The following is a 17823-nucleotide window of genomic DNA, read 5'->3' on the forward strand; positions in this document are numbered from 1 at the left end:
GAATACTTGGCAGACAAAGTTATCAAGAAGACTGCGAAGACGGCGATCCTCCTTGAGGAGCCGCCCGTGACAAAATGTGTCATTTGTGCCAGCGAAGTTGCTCCCAATTCTACCGAAGGCCTTTGCTGGGTTTGCCGCCGGCTGAAGATCTCGGCTTGGGCCGATTCTGACAATCAGGCGCCCGTACAGGATTAGGTTTTGAAACTCTACCCTATTCTCGACACGGCGGTTTTGGAGCAACATGGCATCTGTTTACCCGATGCCGTCTCGATGACTTCTGACATCGAATGGGTCCAGATCCGGCATAAAGGCCCTTTTGACCGCGTCTTTCTGAAGCAATTGGAAGCTTGCGCCCAGATCAAGTCCGATCTGATTCTCAATGATCGTGCGGACTGTGCCGCGCTGTTTGGTTTTGGTCTGCATGTGGGGCAGGAGGACCTGCCTCCTTCTGCCGTGCGTGGATTGGTGCGCCGCCCGGCGATTCTGGGACTCTCCACGCACAATGAAGAGCAACTGCTGGCCGGTCTTGCGGAACCTGTTGACTATCTGGCCCTCGGCCCTATTTTTCCCACCCACTCGAAAGCCAACCCAGACCCAGTCGTTGGCCTTGAAAAACTCGCTGAGCTCCGTCGTCTCACCGATACTCCGTTGGTCGCAATCGGCGGCATTACTCTCGACAACGCGTGGCGCGTCATCAGCGCCGGCGCTGAAAAAATTGCCGTCATTAGCGCGCTCTGGCAGCCTCCGTATACACTAAAGGCTTTCCGAGACAACATCGAACGATGGCAACAAACGCTGGCAATTCCAATTTAGTCAAAGGCCTCGGTCTTCTTGACGCAACCATGATCGTTACCGGGGGCATGATTGGCTCCGGTATTTTCATTGTTTCGGCGGACATTGCCCGGCAAGTCAATTCTCCTGCGCTGCTGCTGGCCACCTGGGTGATTACGGCGATTCTGACTTTGATCGCTGCGCTCAGTTATGGCGAACTCGCCGCGGCAATGCCGCAAGCGGGTGGACAGTATATCTATCTACGCGAAGCCTTTGGCAAACTCCCTGCCTTCCTTTTTGGCTGGACCTTCTTTGTGGTGATTCAGACGGGCACGATTGCCGCCGTCGCCGTTGCCTTTGCGAAATTTGCCGGTGTGTTCTTTCCCGCAATCCAAGGCCGCTGGCTGCAGATCGTGGGAATCGCCGTGATTGCCCTGCTGAGCTGGGTGAATACAAAGGGCGTCCGCACGGGCGCTATTGTCCAGAACATCTTCACGATTGCCAAGGTGGTGGCGTTGCTGGGTCTTGTTGTGTTGGGTCTTGCCTTAGGCCGGAACGAGACCGCCATCCAGGCGAATTTCGGCAACTTCTGGGCGAATGCCGACTGGACCTGGGCCGTCGTCTCCGTCACTGGGGTTGCGATGGTGGGGAGCCTGTTTAGCTCCGACTCCTGGAACAACATCACTTTTCTGGCTGGGGAGATGCGGAATCCGAAGCGGGATCTGCCGCTGTCTCTGGCCATTGGCGTTGGCCTGGTGAGTGTTCTCTACTTGCTCGCGAATATCGTGTATCTCAGTGTGTTGCCGCTGGCTGCGATTCAGAACGCTCCGCAAGACCGTGTGGGGACGGCGGTGGTGCAGAGCTTTCTTGGGCTCGGGGCAGAGAAGTGGATGGCCGCGGCCATTATGATCTCCACCTTCGGGTGCGTGAATGGTTTGATTCTTGCCGGCGCCCGGGTTTACTACGCAATGGCGAATGATGGACTCTTCTTCAAGGTCTGTGGCCGGTTGGACCCGAAGAGTAAGACGCCAGTGATCAGCATCGCCGTCCAGTGCCTGTGGGCCTGTGGCCTGACGCTGACCGGGAAGTATGGCGATCTTCTTGACTATGTTATATTTGCGGTTCTGCTCTTTTACGTCATGACCATTTGGGGCATCTTTGTGCTGCGCCGCAAGCGTCCTGAGATGGAGCGTCCGTATAAGGCTTTCGGTTATCCGGTACTTCCTTTCCTCTACATTGTGTTTGCGGGGATGATCGAAATTCTGTTGCTTCTCTATAAGCCCAATTACACGTGGCCGGGACTGATCATTGTCCTGTTGGGCATCCCGGTTTACTACATCTGGAAAAAGAACGAGGTTCTCGCATGAGTAGTCTTACCCGAACGAAATCTGTCGAAGGTCTGTTGCGGCAGGCTGCTGACAGTAAAGGCCTGAAGCGAACGCTCGATGCCAAGAATCTGGTCGCCCTGGGGATTGGCGCGATTATTGGCGCGGGTCTCTTTGTCCGTACCGCTGCTGCTTCCGCCGAAGCCGCGGGCGCTGGCGTCACACTCTCCTTTATTGTTGCCGCGATTGGCTGCGCCTTTGCCGGCCTTTGTTATGCGGAGTTTGCTTCGATGATCCCGATTGCGGGCAGCGCCTATACCTATGCCTATTGCACGATGGGCGAACTGACTGCCTGGACCATCGGATGGGCTCTGATTCTCGAATATGCACTTGGCGCGGCCACCGTCGCGATTGCCTGGAGCGAATATCTCAATAAGCTGATGGGGGGTTCCATCCCATATGCCTGGTCGCACTCTCCATTGCAAGTATCTCCGGACGGCGTGCACGGCATCTTCAACGCGCCTGCCTTATTCATCCTGCTGGTTCTCACCTTGTTGCTGATCAAAGGCACGGAGGAATCGGCCAAGGCGAACGCGGTGATTGTCTTTGTCAAAGTCGCCATTGTTGTTTTGTTCATTGGCCTCGGGTGGAAATTCATCAATCCGGCGAACCATGTCCCTTATCTGATTCCTGAAGGGACGATCGGTCACGAAGATTTCTTCAAGCACGGTTGGGGCGGCGTGCTGCGCGGCGCGGGAATTGTGTTCTTTGCCTTTATCGGCTTTGACGCCGTATCGACAGCAGCACAGGAAGCTAAGAGGCCGGAACGCGATATGCCGGTTGGCATCATGGGCTCTCTTGCCGTTTGCACCGTACTCTACGTCCTCTTCGGACACGTGCTCACCGGCATTGCCAACTGGCAGGAATTCAAGATTGCCGGTAAGGAAGCAAGCGTCGCTTATGCGATCCAGAAGTATATGCCTGGCTATGAGTGGCTTGCCACTCTGGTGACGGTTGCGATTCTGGCGGGCTTCTCAAGCGTCATTCTTGTCATGCTGCTGGGCCAGAGCCGGGTGTTCTTCTCGATGGCCAATGACGGCTTGCTTCCCAAGGTGTTCAGCGAACTGCACCCCAAGTACCGCACTCCTTACAAATCGAACCTGATCCTTTTCATCTTTGTTGGCTTGATTGCGATCTTACTGCCGGGCGATATCACGGGTGACCTGACCTCTATTGGCACACTCTTTGCGTTCGTGCTGGTGAGCGTGGGGGTCTGGATTATGCGGAGATCAAATCCCAATCTCCCACGCCCCTTCCGCACGCCGCTGGTGCCACTGGTGCCGATTCTTGCGGTGACGATCTGCTCGGCGATGATCATCGGCCTCGATCACATCACCCAGATCACAGCTTTCATCTGGATGCTCATCGGCTTAGTGGTGTACTTCGTCTATAGCCGTTCGCATTCCAAACTCAACTAGCCTAGTTGCGTGAGCAGTTGCACCCATTGGGACGCCTTCTTGCCTTCGAGCGCAATCCGGCCTGCGGCCAGGTGTGCACTCTTGGCGTGGGCGTCCAAATCTTCCTTGGATTCCCACTCTTCAATGAAGGTAAATTTCTTTGTATCGCTATTGTCCTGGAACAGATCGTAACGCAGGCAGCCTTTTTCGGCGCGAGTGGGTTCCAGATAGCTTTTGAGTACGCTCAGCACTTCCGCTTCAAATCCAGGAACAGCTTCAATATGGGCAACAACATGGAGTATTGGTCTCATTACTGTATGCTGATAGATTCGCATGGACCCACTCGTCGGGCGCACACTCGATAACAAATACCTCATCGAAAAGCTGCTCGGCAAGGGTGGGATGGGGAGTGTCTATATGGCGCTCCATACCGGCACCAAGCGGACGGTGGCGGTGAAGATCATTGCGCCGCAGTATATGCGCAACCGGGAACTGCTGATCCGCTTCCAGCGCGAGGCAGAAGCTTCCGGCCGGCTGCGTCATCCGAATGTCGTCAATGTAACCGATTTCGGTGTCACTGTGATTGACACCCGGCCACTCGCTTATCTGGTCATGGAGTATCTCGACGGCGAGACGCTGTTTGAGATGTTGCAGAAGCAACCCTTGCTGCCTTCTAGCCTTGCGGTGGAGATTCTTGAGCAGATCTCGCTCGGAGTGTCGGAGGCGCACCGTCACGGCATTCTCCATCGGGACCTGAAGCCCCAGAACATTTGGATGCAACCGGATGGCCGCGGCGCTTACATCGTCAAGGTACTGGATTTTGGCATCGCGAAACTTGCCGATCCTTCTGCTCTGGTGATGGATCTGCCCGAACTCGAAGCGGCGCCGAACGCCGAAACGAACCCGGAAGACGAGAACGCCACGCAGATCATTGCACCCACCGAGCTTGGCCTCACCAGTGCCTTTGCGGATGCCTCCGGCTTTACGACGACAGTGGGCTCCACTCTCGGCACACCAGCCTTTATGTCTCCCGAGCAATGTTCGGGAAAGGCGGTGAATGAGAAGTCGGATCTCTATTCCCTGGCCATGCTCGCTTACATGATGCTGGCCGGAGAACTCCCGTTCAAGGGCAACGCCCGCGAACTGATCGAGCAGCAAATCACTCTCACGCCCGACGCCCCACATACGAAGAATCCCAAGCTCAGCGAGATTGTTTCGCGCGTGATTCTGGAGAGCCTGGCAAAGGATCCCAACTACCGGGCACCCAATTGCCAAAGCTTTGTTGCCCGGATGCGTGTGGCGGTAGAAGGCGAAGTCCGGATTCTCAAGGATAGCCGGGCACTGGGGAGCGGCAACTCGGGTGTCTGGTTTGCGATTCTGCTGCTGGTGATGGTTCCGGCGGTAACGATTCTGAACGGATTCCGTTCCCTCGGACGGCTCGCTACGGAGCGCCAGTGGTTGGAGGATTGGCAGGCCTTTGCGATCGTATTAGTGATTCACTTCCTGGTTGCCTATTGCGCCTTGTTGTGGGCGGACATGGGGATGACCCGGTGGTTCCAGTACACGCGCGATCAGGACGGGACGGTCAAGAGTTGGTTCGCGCAGATGATGAGCACCTGGAAATGCTATCCTCGCGCGCTGATTGCCACTTGCTTCACCACCCGCCCTGTATCCGACGCTCTGGCGCATATTGTCATCCTGTTGGAGCACCGGAGTGTGAAACAGGCCCGCTTGAGGAGCCGGGAGCTCCTGCGTGGGAATGAACACATCGCTCTTGCCCTTCTGGTGCGCCGCTTCGCGGTGGCCTGGCTGGTGGCGCTCTACCTGCCGATCGCTTTTGTGATTGGACAAGCACCGTTGCGGGTGATCTTCCATGAGTATCTGGGGGAAGGCTTTAGTAATGCACTCAGTCTCGCTTCCTTTAGCTTTATGCCAATTTACGGGTCCTTTCTGTTGGCCTGGAGTATGTTGTACGAACGGGCGCGCCGCAGTCTGGGAGAAAACTCGGTAGAAGTGATGCAGCGCTCCGGCAATACGCTCAGCCGGGTGGGGCAGCGCATTCGCCTGGGTACCATGCTGTGGGCGGCGATCCCGGTTCTGCTGTTATTGGGTTTGATCTTGCCGCCTTCGCTGGGATGGAATGAGACCTTTGGAAACAATCTTGGATCCGCTGTTCTCGAAGGGCGGTTGAAAGACGCGGAAGCTTATTTGAAGAACGGTGCGGACGTCAACGGTGGCCGCGGACCGGGGCGCTATCCCTTTCGTCAAGCGGTGGAGAATGGAGACCGTCCGATGGCTGAGCTGCTCTTGCGTTACGGTGCATCCCCTGACGGCTATGGTGGATCGGCCAGTCCTCTCCACTATGCGGTCATGCGCCACCATCCGGAGATGATCCGCTTTCTTCTTGATCATGGGGCGAAGACCGAGGTGTACGACAACACGCACGACACGCCGCTCTCGCTCGCCGCTAAGAGCAATCAGATTGATGCGGCGTTGATTCTTCTGGCGGGTGGAGCGAATCGGAATACGAAAGATATCAGTGGGAAAACGCCGCTCGACCATGCGCTGGCGCAGAACCATCTGGCACTGGCGAAAATCCTGGAGTCAAAATGAAACTGATTGAATATCACGAAGCGAGTCCGGAAGTACGAGCCGTTTTCGATGACATCATGGCGAAGCGGAAAACGGACTCCGTCAATAACTTTTGGAAGGCGCTCGCTCACGACCCGGTGACGCTCCGCCGCACCTGGGCGAGCATTCAGGAAGTGATGAGTGCGGGCGAACTCGATCCGCTCGTCAAGGAGCTGATTTACATCGCCGTCAGTGCGACCAACGGCTGCGAGTACTGCATCGCCTCACATAGCGCAAGCGCTACGGCGAAGGGGATGACCGACAAAATGTTTACCGAACTGATGGCAGTGGTGGGCATGGCGAACGAGACGAATCGCCTGGTTGCCGGCTACCGTGTTCCGGTGGACGAGCGTTTTAAGCAAACAGATCAGTAACGATCTTGCCTTTGACCAGTTCGCGCGGCTGGTTCAGATGGTTGCGAATCTCCATGTCCGGATCAATGCCGAGGCCATAGTAGATCGTGGCGAGCAGGTCGTTCGGGTGGACCGGCTTTTCCTTCGGGCTGGAAGCGGTGGCGTCCGATTCGCCGTATTGCATCCCGCGTGCAATTCCTGCGCCGGCCACAATGCCGCTGTAGCAATAGGGCCAGTGGTCGCGGCCATCGGGGCTGTTTGAGTTGCCGCTGGTGGAGACTCCCATGCGTGGGCTGCGGCCAAATTCTCCGATTGCAACCACCATTGTTTCCTTCAATAGGCCGCGTTGGTCCATGTCTTCGAGCAATGCCGACAGGGCGCGGTCGAGCTTGGGGCAGTGCAGGTTCTTCAGTGGTGCGAAGTTCGCGGCGTGTGTGTCCCAAGCTGTTTTTTCAGGGTCGCCATTGGCCACCGAAGGCCAATTCACTTGTACGAACTTGGTGCCGGCTTCGATCAGCCGGCGCGCCATCAGGACACTTTGTCCAAAGGTATGATTCCCGTAGCGCTCGCGCATGGCGACGCTTTCCTTGGTGAGGTCCATGGCGTCGCGGGCCTTTCCACTCAGGACGAGGTCATAAGCTTTGCCATAGTATTCGTCGACGGCGGAGGCATTCAATGCCTTCTCCAAGTCCGGCATGGAGCCGTTGATTCCCTTCAGCAACTCAAAGCGATCTTTCAGCCGTTGCGGGGGGATCTCTTTGCGCAAGGCAAGATCTTCGAGCGTTACTTTTTCTGCCGGGTCCTGATACATCCGGTACGGGTCGTAGGCCTTGCCGAGGAAGCCTGCCGCGCCACCTTTGCCGATGATGCCGCTCTCCTGCAACGGGCGTGGCAATTCAACAAAGGGCAGCATTGCGTCCTTCATCGGCATCATCTTGCTGATGTGGCTTCCTGCGGTGGGGAAGTCGGCTGCGTTTGGCGGCTCGAGTTGACCAGAAGGCGACACCTTATCGGGGGGATAGCCGGTGAGCATCTGGTAGATCGCCGCGGTGTGATTGAAGAGGCCATTCGGCGTATAAGACATCGAGCGGATCAAGGTGACCTTGTCGAGCGCCTGCGCCATCATCGGCATGTGCTCGCCGATGTTTGTGCCGGGGATCTTCGTCTTGATCGGTTTAAACTCGCCGCGGATGTTGGAGGGAGCGTCTGGCTTGGGATCCCAGATATCGATGTGGCTGGGGCCTCCCTGGAGGAAGATCATGATCACGTTCTTGGCTTGTGCAAAACCGCGCGCACCCGCATACTTCTTCGCCACATCATTGGCGAGAGCGGCTTTCTGAGACAAAAAGAAGCCAGGCAAATGCAGCCCTGCCAGGCCAAGAGAGCCAATACGCATCAGTTCACGGCGCGTGGGACCTTCACAGGTCTGTGCCGGATGTCCGGGAATGTTTAGCATGATTCGCTTCTCCTAGTAACTGTATAGAAAGCCTTTGCTGTTGAGCAGAGCCCACAGCAAATCCTGCGCGCGCGTCGCTCGCGCGCCACCTGCCAAATACTTCACACCCGCGTCGCTCTCGGCCTTGGTCGGCACCCGAGAGAGGGTCGCCAGGTACAACTCTTCGATCATCGCGGTGTCGGATTTGCCCGCGAGCACCATCTTGGCCACACGGCCCTTCGGGTCCGCCACCGCATCCGAGATGGTGGTGCCGTTCACCAGATTCAATGCCTGCGGCAGGCTGAAGTCCGCGCGCCGTTCGCATTCGCAAGCGGATTCGCGGGTGGGGCGGCCAAATAAATCGAGAAAGCCATCGCGGCCCACATGTGGATCGGGCAACTGCGAGGCCATTGTGTCCTCTGGCAGTTCCGGGAACTTGGGTCTCACTCCCGCCGCCATTGTGACGGCGTCCATCAATTGTTCTGATCCCAGTCTCCGAGGGGCAGCGTGCGAGAAGTTGTCGGTATCCTTCGCGTTCCACTCGTTCGTCGTGATTGCAGTCTGGTAGACGCGCGAGTTGACGATGGTGCGCATGAGATGCTGCAAGTCGAAGTTATGGTCGATGAAGTCCTTGGTTAAGGCATCGAGCAGCGCGGGATTCGATGGAGGATTCGACGCGCGAATGTCGTCCACCGGATCGATAATTCCTTTGCCGAAGAAGTAGCTCCAGGTGCGATTCGCCATGGCCTTGGCGAAGAAAGGATTGTCCTTGGACACCAGCCACTCGGCGAGCGCATCGCGACGGCGCTGATTGCTGGGGATATTGATCTTGGCCGTGGAGGCGACCAGAAACTCCGGAGCCACCACGTGGCTGTCCTTGGGGTGCTTCATCTCGTAATCGTTGCGCGTGTCGTAGATGATCTCTTCGCCCACCTCGTATCCCGGCCGCAAACCCACGGCTGAGAAGAAGGCGGACATCTGGTAGTACTGATTCTGCGTCCACTTCTCGAAGGGATGATCGTGGCATTGGGCGCAGACCATCCGGACCCCGAGAAAGACCTGCGTCGTCTTCTCCATGGTCGGCTTCGGTTCCCGTGTCGTCCGGAAATAGTTCGCTGCCGGGTCGTCGTAGGAACTGCCCTTGCTGACCAACAACTCGCGCACCATCTTGTCGTAAGGCTTGTTGGTGGCAATGCCTTCGTGGATCCATTCACGGAAACCGAAGGTGCCTTTCTCGCCAAGAAACTTTCTCGAGGATTGCAGCAGGTCTCCCCATTTCACGGTCCAATGATCGGCATAGGCGGGGCTGGCAATCAGCTTGTCGATTCTCTTGCTGCGCTTCACACGAGTAGGAGTTGGGTCGGCGGTGAAGGCCTTCACGTCCTCTGGCGTTGGCAACTGCCCGGTGAGATCGAGCGTCACGCGGCGCAGGAAGGTGGCATCATCGACCAGCGGCGAGGCCTCCACTTTGATGCGGGCCAGCTTGTCATCGACATGGCGATCGATGTAGTTGTACTGGGGGAGTTTCTTTGCCACAAAGCCGGGTTGTGGATTCAAGATCGTCACCGGGATGGTGGCGTACTTGCCCTGGTAGCGCACCAGCAGCGTGGCCTCGCCGATGCGCTCTCCCGAGACACGCGCTGTCGCCGTATCGATCTTTGCGACATCAGGTGTGTTCGATTCGACGGTTGCTTCTTTTGTTACATCGCGGCTGAGTCCGTCGGCGAACTTTGCGATGACACTGATCTGCGCCTTTTCTCCTGGTTTCGGCATCGCGACGAGCGCGGGGGAGACTGCAATCGAGGTAACCGCATCCTTTGCCGGATCCCCATAGGGAACGCCTTGCGCAATCCAGTTGTAGATTGTTTTGTAGTAAGCGGAATCGGCATCAAAGCGCAGTCCACCGCCATGGGGAATCTGCTGCGCGGGTTTGGCGAGCATCAGGCTCTGCTCCGGCTGCGCCCGGTTAAACCGGCGGCCGGACAAATCGTAGAGAAGCGATTGGTAGTCGTACTGCGGGTCGTAGCCACGGAGGGAGAGCTTGAAGCCGTTCTTGCCTTTGGCCGCGCCATGGCAGGGGCCGGAAGTACAGCCCGCCTTGTTCAGGATCGGCGCGACATCACGGAGGAAGGTCACGGGTTCGGCGGCACTGAGGAGTACGGCGCTAGCGAACAGTAGTGTTAGACGCATTCGTCTGGGTCTCCTGAGCTTCCGGTTCCGGCACATCGAGCCGTAGAATCGGAGCGACTACATCGATTGGTGTTCCGGCGAGCATGACACGGCCGGTGGCAACTACGGCATAAGGGCCGGGTAGAGAACTCTTGGCGGTGGTGACGAGGAAGGTGCCTGTGCGAGGGTTTGCTCGATCCACTTCCATCTCGATGATGCGGACTGCTGCCAGATTCGGCACATCCACCCCGATGGTGGGCGGTACGGCCTGCATCGTGTTGTCACTCTTGAAATTCCAGCGCACCCGATACTCGTAGCCTGTTTCTTTCTTCTCGCTCTTGAGGAGCGATAACTCGAGCGTAGCGGGTGTCGGCGTCGTGAGCGCGGCAGGCATCTGGTAGCCCAGCCAAGGGCCGACCAGGGCACGTTGCCGATCGACAACTCCCTGCGCGGTAGCGCCGCTCACACCGATGGTATAGGCCAAGCCGGCCGCCTTGGTCTCGAGAGCTCCCCCTTTTACCAGGAAGCCGATCTCGGTCCCTTCGAGTTGTGTTTCGGGCGATGCTGTTAAGCTCAGCACGGCACGGCGGTTCATCGTTTTCACGAGTGGGTCGGGCATTTCGGCGGGAATTAAGCCACCAGAAAAATGAACACCGTTCGGCAAGCCGATTGGGGTCACCGTCAGCGGTCCCATGTAACCACGCCGTTCAATATCAACCGCGACCATCGCGGTGCCGCCTCGTGGGATGTTGACAAAAGGATTGAGAATGGTCGCTTTCAATTCCTGTGCGGCACGCCGGGCGTGTAGGCGATAGCCATAATGCGGACCGCCGCGCGAAGCCAGGTCCTCGACCGTGAGCGTGATCTTGGTGACGCCTTCTGGAACCTGAAGCATCAGGAAGGGGTCGCCGAGCGTTCTGCTGCTGACCTGGACGGCGGCAACATCCACTGGCAACGGGCCGTCTCCCGCAGAAGCCAGCTTCTTACCTGCTGGGTCATATACGGTGAGGAGTCCGGTGAGTTTTGAGGTTCCAAGTTCCCGGGCTTGGAGCTCGAAGATCAGATCTTCCCCCGGCTTCACACTCAGCTCATAACGATCCACTTCCCCCGCCTGTGCCAGCCTGCCATTCACGGTCACCGGCAAGGGGAGGTTGCCACTGACGGGCTCCATTAATTCAGGCAAATCGCCAATGGCGAAAGGCAGCGGCAGGGCAGGGGAATCGGGAAGATTCACGAAAGTCTGCCGGGTCTGGAGCTTCGATAGATCGGCGTTAACCTTCACGTTCGAGATGGTCAGCTCGACGTTCTCGCCGCGCCTGCCTCCGAGCGGATAGATCTCGCTTGCGTAGGAGTAAGCGCCTGTCTTCAGACGATAGAAGTCCTGCTGCTGCGAGGAGAAGCGCGCATCAAAGACTTCAACGTAATAAAAGCCATCTTTGGGAAAGGTGAGATCGAGCCGTGCGTCGAGACCGATCGCAGGATCATCTTCACTGCGCCCGATCCGCTTGCCGGCGGCGTCATAAACCTGAATCACTGGATCGATCGCAGAACCAACGCGGCGGGCTTCGATTTCAAAGACGCGGCGCTCATTCGCTTTTCCCTGGATGCGATAGAAGTCGCGCTCTGCGCCGATCAGGCGTCCGTTCAACGTCAGTGGTGTTGTGGGTAAGCTCTGCGCTTTCTCGATGGAATCATTCTGATGGGGCAGGGCACCCGGCCTGGACTCCTCCTCTGTGACTTCCGGAAACACGCCCACGCTGAAGAGCAGGATGTTTGAAATTCCGTTGGCCCCTCGAACGCGGATCGGATAGACGCCAACGGCCCAGTCCCCGGTGGGCTCGACGAGAAAGCTTGCTTGCGTCGCCGGATGTTCATTCCCCAGCGCGGTGAAGGTGGCGGGCAGACTGGACACGATACTGGCGCCTTCCCCCAGGCCTGTGCCGATAAGAGTTAATGTGAACGGGCGGCCCTTCTGCGCGCCGCGCGGTTGGAGCTCAACCAGATTGGGAGGCGCGGCGAGAGCAACCCATCCGGCCAACAAAAGAAGCATTCTCATTTGGCACCTGCTGTCAGCGTGGCGGTGATCGGTACGGGTACGAATTCCCGGACGAGCGAGCAATCCGCAGTCGAATAGATGCGGACCTTTCCATCGAAGCCGCCCGTGGCGAGGCGGGTTCCGTCTGAGCTGAAGGACAAGGCATAGATGCCAGCCGTATGCCCTGTACAGCTTAGCTTGTGGTCTCCGGTATCAGCGTCATAGAGATTCACCTTGGGAGACTGTCCGGCGACGGCGATCAGCTTTCCATCGCCAGACCAATCGAGTGCCGTGATGGGCCCATCCTGCCGCTCGATGCGGCGCACCAGGGTGGTGTCATCGGCGATCTTCATGTTGCGTGGACGGTCGAGCAGGTAGACATAGGGGTAACGGTCCTCGCCTCCGAAGACAACGATGTCCTTCTTGGGGTGACGGGCGATGGCATAGAGTTCGCTCTTGAGGAGATTGGCGTTCTCCAGAAAGGCTCCAGAATTCGCGTCGATGATCTTCGCTGCGCGGTCCCGGCTGACGGACACAAAGCGTTTGGAGTCGACGCCAAAGACGGTGGAGAGCACCCAGTCCTCGTGGTTGCCGATCTTGTAGAGCTCCTTGGCTGTTGCCGTCTCAAAAACATGTACGGTGTTGTCGGCTGCACCGACCGCGATCTTGGAGGCATCAGGAGCTAGGGAGGCGCCGAAGACCGTATCGTTGGTCAGGACGGCTGTTCGCAGGAGCTTGCCATTCGGTGCGTCCCAGATCTGCACTTCGCCGAACTGAGCGGGCGTTCCACCGCCAGCGATCAGGAGCTTGCCATCACTTGAAAACGCAAGAGAAAGAATCCGCTCCGCCTTTCCATGCAATCGAATTGGCGCACCTTCGCCCGACACGCGATGAAGCAGCACTTCCCGGTTGCCGGAGACTGCGATCTGCTTGCCGTCGGGGCTGAAGCGCAAGCTCGTGATGACGGGTGGCTGCAAGTAGACGCTTGGGCGATTGTCATCCACGCTCGCGGGCGTGTCGTCTTTGGCCCCTGCCTGGATCCAATCGCGGAACACCTGTACGTCAGCCGGGCTGAGCGGGGCAACCCCGAGGGGCATTCTCGGTTGGGCGGCGCCCGTCAAATATTGGATGGTGAGACTCTCATCCGCTTTGCCAGCGGCAAAGGCCGGACCTTTTTTCCCACCAGCGGCAAAGGCGGCGTAGCTGGTTAAATCCAGGCCGGACGCTTTGGCAGAGGGCTGATGACAGCCGGCACAGTTCTTCTGCAGGAGAGGACGGACGTCGCGATAGTAGCTGGGCGCGGCGGCCATCGTCGCCGTGCTGAGCAGGAAAAGCCAACCGGTCGATCGGGGCATGATGCGGATGGTCGAATTATTTCATAGCTAGCACGGACTTTGCTCGGTCATAAGCCTTGCGCAAGGGAAGACGATCGGCGTCATTCCAATCTGGAAACTTGCTGGTATCCATTCCGGCCAGTACATCGAAGCAATGAGAGAGGACGTCCCAGCCGCGAATCCAGAGTTCCCGGTTATTCTCGGCTTCTGCAAAGCGGGTCAGGACCACGCCTGCTTCCCCTTCGTATCGCAAGATCCGAATGTAAGTGAAATCATCTTTTTGATTCTTGATTTCAAGGTCACGAGCTTCTTCAATGACGCGGCTGGCGTAGTCGAGTGCTTGGCGGTCGCCCACATTCGCAAGTGCATCCGCATAACGTTGGTAGGATCGGATCCGCTGGGTCCCGGTTAATAAGTCCTCATTTGTTGGCGGAAGGGCTTCCCATTCCTGCGCCTGGCGGCGATAGGCTTTCAATGCGTCACTGGTGCGGCCGGAGTCTCGCAGAGTATCTGCGAAGTTATTCAGCGCTCCGAAGTATTGCGCGACGAATACCCGGTTCTTGCTCTCGCCCTTCTTCAAGGTTTCGAGAATGGCGAGCGACTTCTCGGTTCCGGCCAGAGCTTTGGGATAGTCTTTCATCCTGCGATGGAAGCTGGCGACACGAGTCAGGCTCATGGCGTAGTCGTATTGCGCGGTCACGTTATCCGGGTCTTCTTGTGCGAGTTCTGCCCCCAGCTGTGCCATTGCTTCATTGGCGGCATAAGAGCCAGGATCATTAATCCGGTTCATGCGGACGTAGACATCAGCGATGTGACTATTCGTCATCATGAGACTGCGTTTGACTTCCGAATCATTCGGTGCCGCACGCACAATCTCCTCGCGCATCTTCTTTACCTTGGTCAGTCGCTCGAGTGCTGCCGGGAGATTGAGCTGTTGCACCAGGATGTTTCCCTGGATCGACTGCACCATGGAAAGTCTTGATTTTGCATCGAGATCCTCGGGAGTCTGCTGGAGACGCTGCAGGAGGATTTTCTCAGCACGGCTGAAGCCGACGACATCCACCAGTCTCGGATCACGCCGGTACAGCGCCGCGTGCGGATTCACAAGCGCGGACACAAGTAATAGATTGCCTGCGGGGTCTGCCGGTGCGGTGCGCAAGACATACTCGGCTTCTTTCACCGCAAGCTTACTGGTTTCTACAGAAGCCTTTGGCTCTGCCGAAATATAGGCCTCCAAGGTGGCGATTCTCTCGTGGATCGCCGACAATGCCTTCCAGACCGCCAGGTCTTCCGGTGTCTTGGCCTTCAGTTTGTTGAGGAGTGAGAGTGCCTTCTGGTACTCTGCCATCGCGGCTCGCCGGTCGCCCATGCTGGCACGGGATGCCGCACCCAGCACTTCACCGAGGCGTTGGTAGTAGGCGGCCAAGTCGATCTGGAGACGCGCGTCATCCGGTTCTTCCTTGGCCAGCTTCTCCACCGCCCCTGCCGCAAGGGTCAACAATTGCAGCCGCGCTTGCGTGCTGCCGGGCAGACGTTCGACGGTATCGTAGAAGTTGCGTAACGAATCGCCTACCAGTTTTCGTTGCTCTTCAAAGCGCTGCTCGGCCATATCGCGCAAGTCATTGGCGATGCGGCGCTGCTCCAACGCTTCTGCGGCTTTCCACTCCGCTTCCTCGGATTTCAACTCCGCACGCTGCCGCTCGCGCTCGGCTAATTTACGCGCCTCTTGGGCATCGTGTGCGGACCAAAGCGCCATGCCAGACCCAACTACGATACTCAGCACCATGGCCGCGCTTGCCACCGTTACCGTTCGATGCCGTCTCACCCATTTCATGGCGCGTTGACGGATCGTATACTGCCGCGCCGTCACTGGTTTGCCTTCGAGATAGCGAAGTAGATCGGCACGAAGCTCGCCCACGCCCTCATAGCGCTCTGCGGGATCCTTGCGCAGCGTTTTCAGGATGACCGTATCGAGGTCGCCCGCCAGACTGGGAGCTTTCAGGCTCGGCTTGGGCGCATCCGAATAACAGACTTGCCGTTCACTTTCTGCGGGGGAAAGTCCTGCCAGTTGAAAGGGCGGTTCTCCTGCCAGCAATTCGTATAGGACGGCGCCAAGACTATAGACATCGGAAGCGACGCTGACGGCGTCGCCGCGCGCCTGCTCCGGACTGGCGTAGTCCGGAGTCAGAATCCGCAACACGGTTGCCTGTGCGCCGCCTTCTTCTTCGAGGAGTTTTGCGATTCCGAAATCCAGCAATTTCGGAATCCCCTCCTGAGTCACCAGAATGTTGGTCGGCTTCAGGTCGCGGTGAACCACCAGATTCTGATGGGCATAAAGCACGGCCTCACAGACCTTTACGAACAGTTCCACGCGCGCCCGGAGAGATACGTGTTGTTCCGCTGCCCATTGGCCCACGGGTTTGCCTTCGACGTATTCCATGACGAAGTAAGGCTGTCCATTGGCCGCGGTGCCGGCATCGAGGAGTCTGGCGATGTAAGGGTGTTCGAGGCGGGCCAGAATGCGCCGTTCCGCTTCAAAGCGCTGGCGGAGGAGCGGCGAATCCATTCCACTGCGAACGAACTTGATTGCGACCTGCTTCTCGTAAGTAGAGTCTGCCCGCCTGCCGAGATAGACTGCTCCCATGCCGCCATGCCCGATCTCATGGAGAATCTCATAGGCGCCGATCCGCTTCTCGGGTAGCGTGACCATGCGCGCCGCCTTCTTCACGGTCGTTGTGATCACCGCGTCGCCACCTTCGGTGGCCAGCAGCCGCAACACGGCAGCACGCACTTCCTCCAGCTCTCCGGCGAGCCGGGCGGCGCGTTCGGGTTCAGGGGCATCGGCCAACTCGTGAAACAGTTCTTCCACGCGCGGCCAGTGAGTCTTGTTCATCGCCCTCCCAACTGTTCGGACAACCAGGCGGTGGCAAAGCGAAGATCGCGCTGCACGGTCACCGGAGAGACCTCTAAGACTTGCGCCATCTCCTCCACCGTTAGCCCAATGAAATAGCGGAGTTCAATCGCTCGCGCCTTGCGCTCATCGAATTCCGCCAAGCGCTCCAGGGCTTCGTCCAAGGCGGTGAACTCCGCAGCGTTCTGCTTTGAATAGACCAGTGCTTCATCGAGCGAAAGCACAACCGCCCCGTCGCCGCGTTTGCCCGCCAGATGCTTGCGTGCGTGATCGACCAGCACTTGCCGCATCAGCCGGGCCGCGACTCCATAGAAGTGCTTCCGGCTCTCCCAGGCAGGGACGCTGCCTCCCGCGAGACGAAGATAGACCTCGTTCACCAGCGCCGTCGGTTGCAGCGTGTGGCTCGACTTCTCTCGCCGCAAATAGCTGTTGGCCAACTGGTGCAACTCGCGGTAGATGAAAGGGACTAATGCATCGACTGCATCGGGACGGCCCTCCCGCCAGTCTTGGAGCAACTGTGTGATCTCTCCATGGTCCGCTGCGATCATCGGGGGCTGAGGTAAGTCTGGCATAGCTTTGCGTGTCTTCCAATAGTGTCATTTCAGGAACTGAAAAATACTCTGCGGACACATGACTGGATTCTCAACTTTCTCACGCACGCAGGATAAGAGGGCTGAAAAGTCCCAATCTTTCACCTGAGGAACTGTCTTGTACTCCCATCGTCTGCTTGTCCTATCGCTTTTTCTTGCCGCCTCAACCGTCTCGGCCGCCACCATCACGATTGACGCTACGGCGTCGGGCTTCTATCAGTCAACCGGAAGCGCCATGGCAGGGAACTATGCAACCGGCTGGTATGCGGTAGGCAGTTCCGAGATGCGCGGCTTCTTTCTTTTCGATCTTGCCGGTGTTACAGGGTCCATTGTTTCGGCGCAGTTGCACGTCTCCAGCGGGAACGGAAGCACTACCGGCTACTTCAGTCCAGATCCTTCTGAAACCCTTGAACTCTATGATGTTTCCACGATGGCTGCGACGCTCCAGTTGGGCAAGGGTGGGGCGAGTGTCTTTGATGATCTGGGGACTGGGTTGATGCTGGGCTCCGCGACGCTGAGTCATCTCATTCCAACATTCATCAATATCGAGCTCAATGGGGCTGGCCTGAGTTATCTCAACTCGAATCTGGGACCGGTTGCGTTCGGAGCGGCCATCACAACTTTGACAAGAGGCTCAGAGAATGAAGCGATCTTCAACTCCACAAATGCGAGCTTGACCAGGCAACTGATTCTCGTGGTGGAGGATGGCCCGAATCCGCTGATTCCCGATCCGGCCGCCGTTCCGGAGCCTGCCACCTTGTGGCTGGGGCTCTTTCTTTTACCTCTGCTCAAAAAAAATCAGAAGCAATGAT

The 17823-nt window shown here is 57.8% G+C and carries 14 protein-coding genes; 7 read left to right on the forward strand and 7 right to left on the reverse strand.

Annotated features, from left to right (window positions below; genetic code table 11):
• Positions 1-6 precede the first annotated feature (6 nt).
• Genes M017_RS0121075 through M017_RS0121090 form a run of 4 tightly spaced genes read left to right on the forward strand, consistent with a single transcriptional unit; the run spans position 7 to position 3574 of the window.
• Positions 7-195 carry a hypothetical protein gene (locus M017_RS0121075; protein ID WP_031500171.1) on the forward strand — a complete coding sequence of 63 codons (189 nt, stop codon included), beginning with the start codon at positions 7-9 and terminating at the stop codon, positions 193-195.
• A 3-nt stretch (positions 196-198) separates the two neighbouring features.
• Positions 199-813 carry a thiamine phosphate synthase gene (locus tag M017_RS0121080; RefSeq protein WP_035958745.1) on the forward strand — a complete coding sequence of 205 codons (615 nt, stop codon included), beginning with the start codon at positions 199-201 and terminating at the stop codon, positions 811-813.
• A complete protein-coding gene (locus tag M017_RS0121085) occupies positions 783-2138 on the forward strand; it encodes an APC family permease (protein WP_031500173.1) in 1356 nt (451 codons plus the stop codon). Before M017_RS0121080 ends, M017_RS0121085 begins: the two co-directional genes overlap by 31 nt.
• A complete protein-coding gene (locus M017_RS0121090; RefSeq protein WP_031500174.1) occupies positions 2135-3574 on the forward strand; it encodes an amino acid permease in 1440 nt (479 codons plus the stop codon). Before M017_RS0121085 ends, M017_RS0121090 begins: the two co-directional genes overlap by 4 nt.
• Here M017_RS0121090 and M017_RS0121095 read toward each other — a convergent pair.
• Positions 3571-3864 carry a putative quinol monooxygenase gene (locus tag M017_RS0121095; RefSeq protein ID WP_031500175.1) on the reverse strand — a complete coding sequence of 98 codons (294 nt, stop codon included), beginning with the start codon at positions 3862-3864 and terminating at the stop codon, positions 3571-3573. The genes M017_RS0121090 and M017_RS0121095 overlap by 4 nt on opposite strands.
• 22 nt (positions 3865-3886) lie before the next feature.
• Between M017_RS0121095 and M017_RS28085 the strand changes: the two genes are divergently transcribed.
• Positions 3887-6166 (forward strand): protein kinase domain-containing protein, encoded by a 2280-nt coding sequence (locus tag M017_RS28085; protein WP_051670689.1) that lies wholly within the window; start codon positions 3887-3889, stop codon positions 6164-6166.
• Positions 6163-6558, forward strand: a complete 396-nt coding sequence (locus M017_RS0121105) for a carboxymuconolactone decarboxylase family protein (RefSeq protein WP_031500177.1) — start codon at positions 6163-6165, stop codon at positions 6556-6558. The genes M017_RS28085 and M017_RS0121105 overlap by 4 nt, the downstream gene beginning before the upstream one ends.
• On the opposite strand, the gene M017_RS0121110 is transcribed toward M017_RS0121105, so the two are convergent.
• Genes M017_RS0121110 through M017_RS0121135 form a run of 6 tightly spaced genes read right to left on the reverse strand, consistent with a single transcriptional unit; the run spans position 6539 to position 16993 of the window.
• Complete coding sequence (locus M017_RS0121110; protein WP_031500178.1) at positions 6539-7993, reverse strand: DUF1501 domain-containing protein; 1455 nt, start codon at positions 7991-7993, stop codon at positions 6539-6541. The genes M017_RS0121105 and M017_RS0121110 overlap by 20 nt on opposite strands.
• A 12-nt stretch (positions 7994-8005) precedes the next feature.
• The gene (locus tag M017_RS0121115; RefSeq protein WP_051670690.1) at positions 8006-10162 is read right to left on the reverse strand and encodes a DUF1549 and DUF1553 domain-containing protein; all 2157 of its coding nucleotides are present in this window, start codon (positions 10160-10162) and stop codon (positions 8006-8008) included.
• Positions 10137-12197: a hypothetical protein gene (locus M017_RS0121120; RefSeq protein ID WP_155121541.1), complete on the reverse strand. Its 2061-nt coding sequence runs from the start codon at positions 12195-12197 to the stop codon at positions 10137-10139. Before M017_RS0121120 ends, M017_RS0121115 begins: the two co-directional genes overlap by 26 nt.
• A complete protein-coding gene (locus M017_RS0121125) occupies positions 12194-13531 on the reverse strand; it encodes a WD40 domain-containing protein (protein ID WP_051670691.1) in 1338 nt (445 codons plus the stop codon). Before M017_RS0121125 ends, M017_RS0121120 begins: the two co-directional genes overlap by 4 nt.
• 16 nt (positions 13532-13547) lie before the next feature.
• Complete coding sequence (locus M017_RS28090) at positions 13548-16403, reverse strand: serine/threonine-protein kinase (protein ID WP_051670692.1); 2856 nt, start codon at positions 16401-16403, stop codon at positions 13548-13550.
• Entirely contained in the window at positions 16400-16993 is a 594-nt protein-coding gene (locus M017_RS0121135; protein WP_238325992.1) for a sigma-70 family RNA polymerase sigma factor, read from the reverse strand. Before M017_RS0121135 ends, M017_RS28090 begins: the two co-directional genes overlap by 4 nt.
• 136 nt (positions 16994-17129) lie before the next feature.
• Between M017_RS0121135 and M017_RS0121140 the strand changes: the two genes are divergently transcribed.
• Positions 17130-17822: a hypothetical protein gene (locus M017_RS0121140; RefSeq protein ID WP_031500184.1), complete on the forward strand. Its 693-nt coding sequence runs from the start codon at positions 17130-17132 to the stop codon at positions 17820-17822.
• The last annotated feature ends 1 nt before the right edge of the window (position 17823 follow it).

This window comes from Bryobacter aggregatus MPL3 (assembly GCF_000702445.1).
Taxonomy (GTDB): Bacteria; Acidobacteriota; Terriglobia; order Bryobacterales; family Bryobacteraceae; genus Bryobacter; species Bryobacter aggregatus.

Coding starts and splice junctions, on each gene's coding strand:
- M017_RS0121120 (WP_155121541.1), bottom strand. CDS start 12,197: ATGAGAATGCTTCTTTTGTTGGCCGGATGGGTTGCTCTCGCCGCGCCT.
- M017_RS0121125 (WP_051670691.1), bottom strand. CDS start 13,531: ATGCCCCGATCGACCGGTTGGCTTTTCCTGCTCAGCACGGCGACGATG.
- M017_RS0121135 (WP_238325992.1), bottom strand. CDS start 16,993: ATGCCAGACTTACCTCAGCCCCCGATGATCGCAGCGGACCATGGAGAG.
- M017_RS28085 (WP_051670689.1), top strand. CDS start 3,887: ATGGACCCACTCGTCGGGCGCACACTCGATAACAAATACCTCATCGAA.
- M017_RS0121095 (WP_031500175.1), bottom strand. CDS start 3,864: ATGAGACCAATACTCCATGTTGTTGCCCATATTGAAGCTGTTCCTGGA.
- M017_RS0121105 (WP_031500177.1), top strand. CDS start 6,163: ATGAAACTGATTGAATATCACGAAGCGAGTCCGGAAGTACGAGCCGTT.
- M017_RS28090 (WP_051670692.1), bottom strand. CDS start 16,403: ATGAACAAGACTCACTGGCCGCGCGTGGAAGAACTGTTTCACGAGTTG.
- M017_RS0121115 (WP_051670690.1), bottom strand. CDS start 10,162: ATGCGTCTAACACTACTGTTCGCTAGCGCCGTACTCCTCAGTGCCGCC.
- M017_RS0121085 (WP_031500173.1), top strand. CDS start 783: ATGGCAACAAACGCTGGCAATTCCAATTTAGTCAAAGGCCTCGGTCTT.
- M017_RS0121110 (WP_031500178.1), bottom strand. CDS start 7,993: ATGCTAAACATTCCCGGACATCCGGCACAGACCTGTGAAGGTCCCACG.
- M017_RS0121090 (WP_031500174.1), top strand. CDS start 2,135: ATGAGTAGTCTTACCCGAACGAAATCTGTCGAAGGTCTGTTGCGGCAG.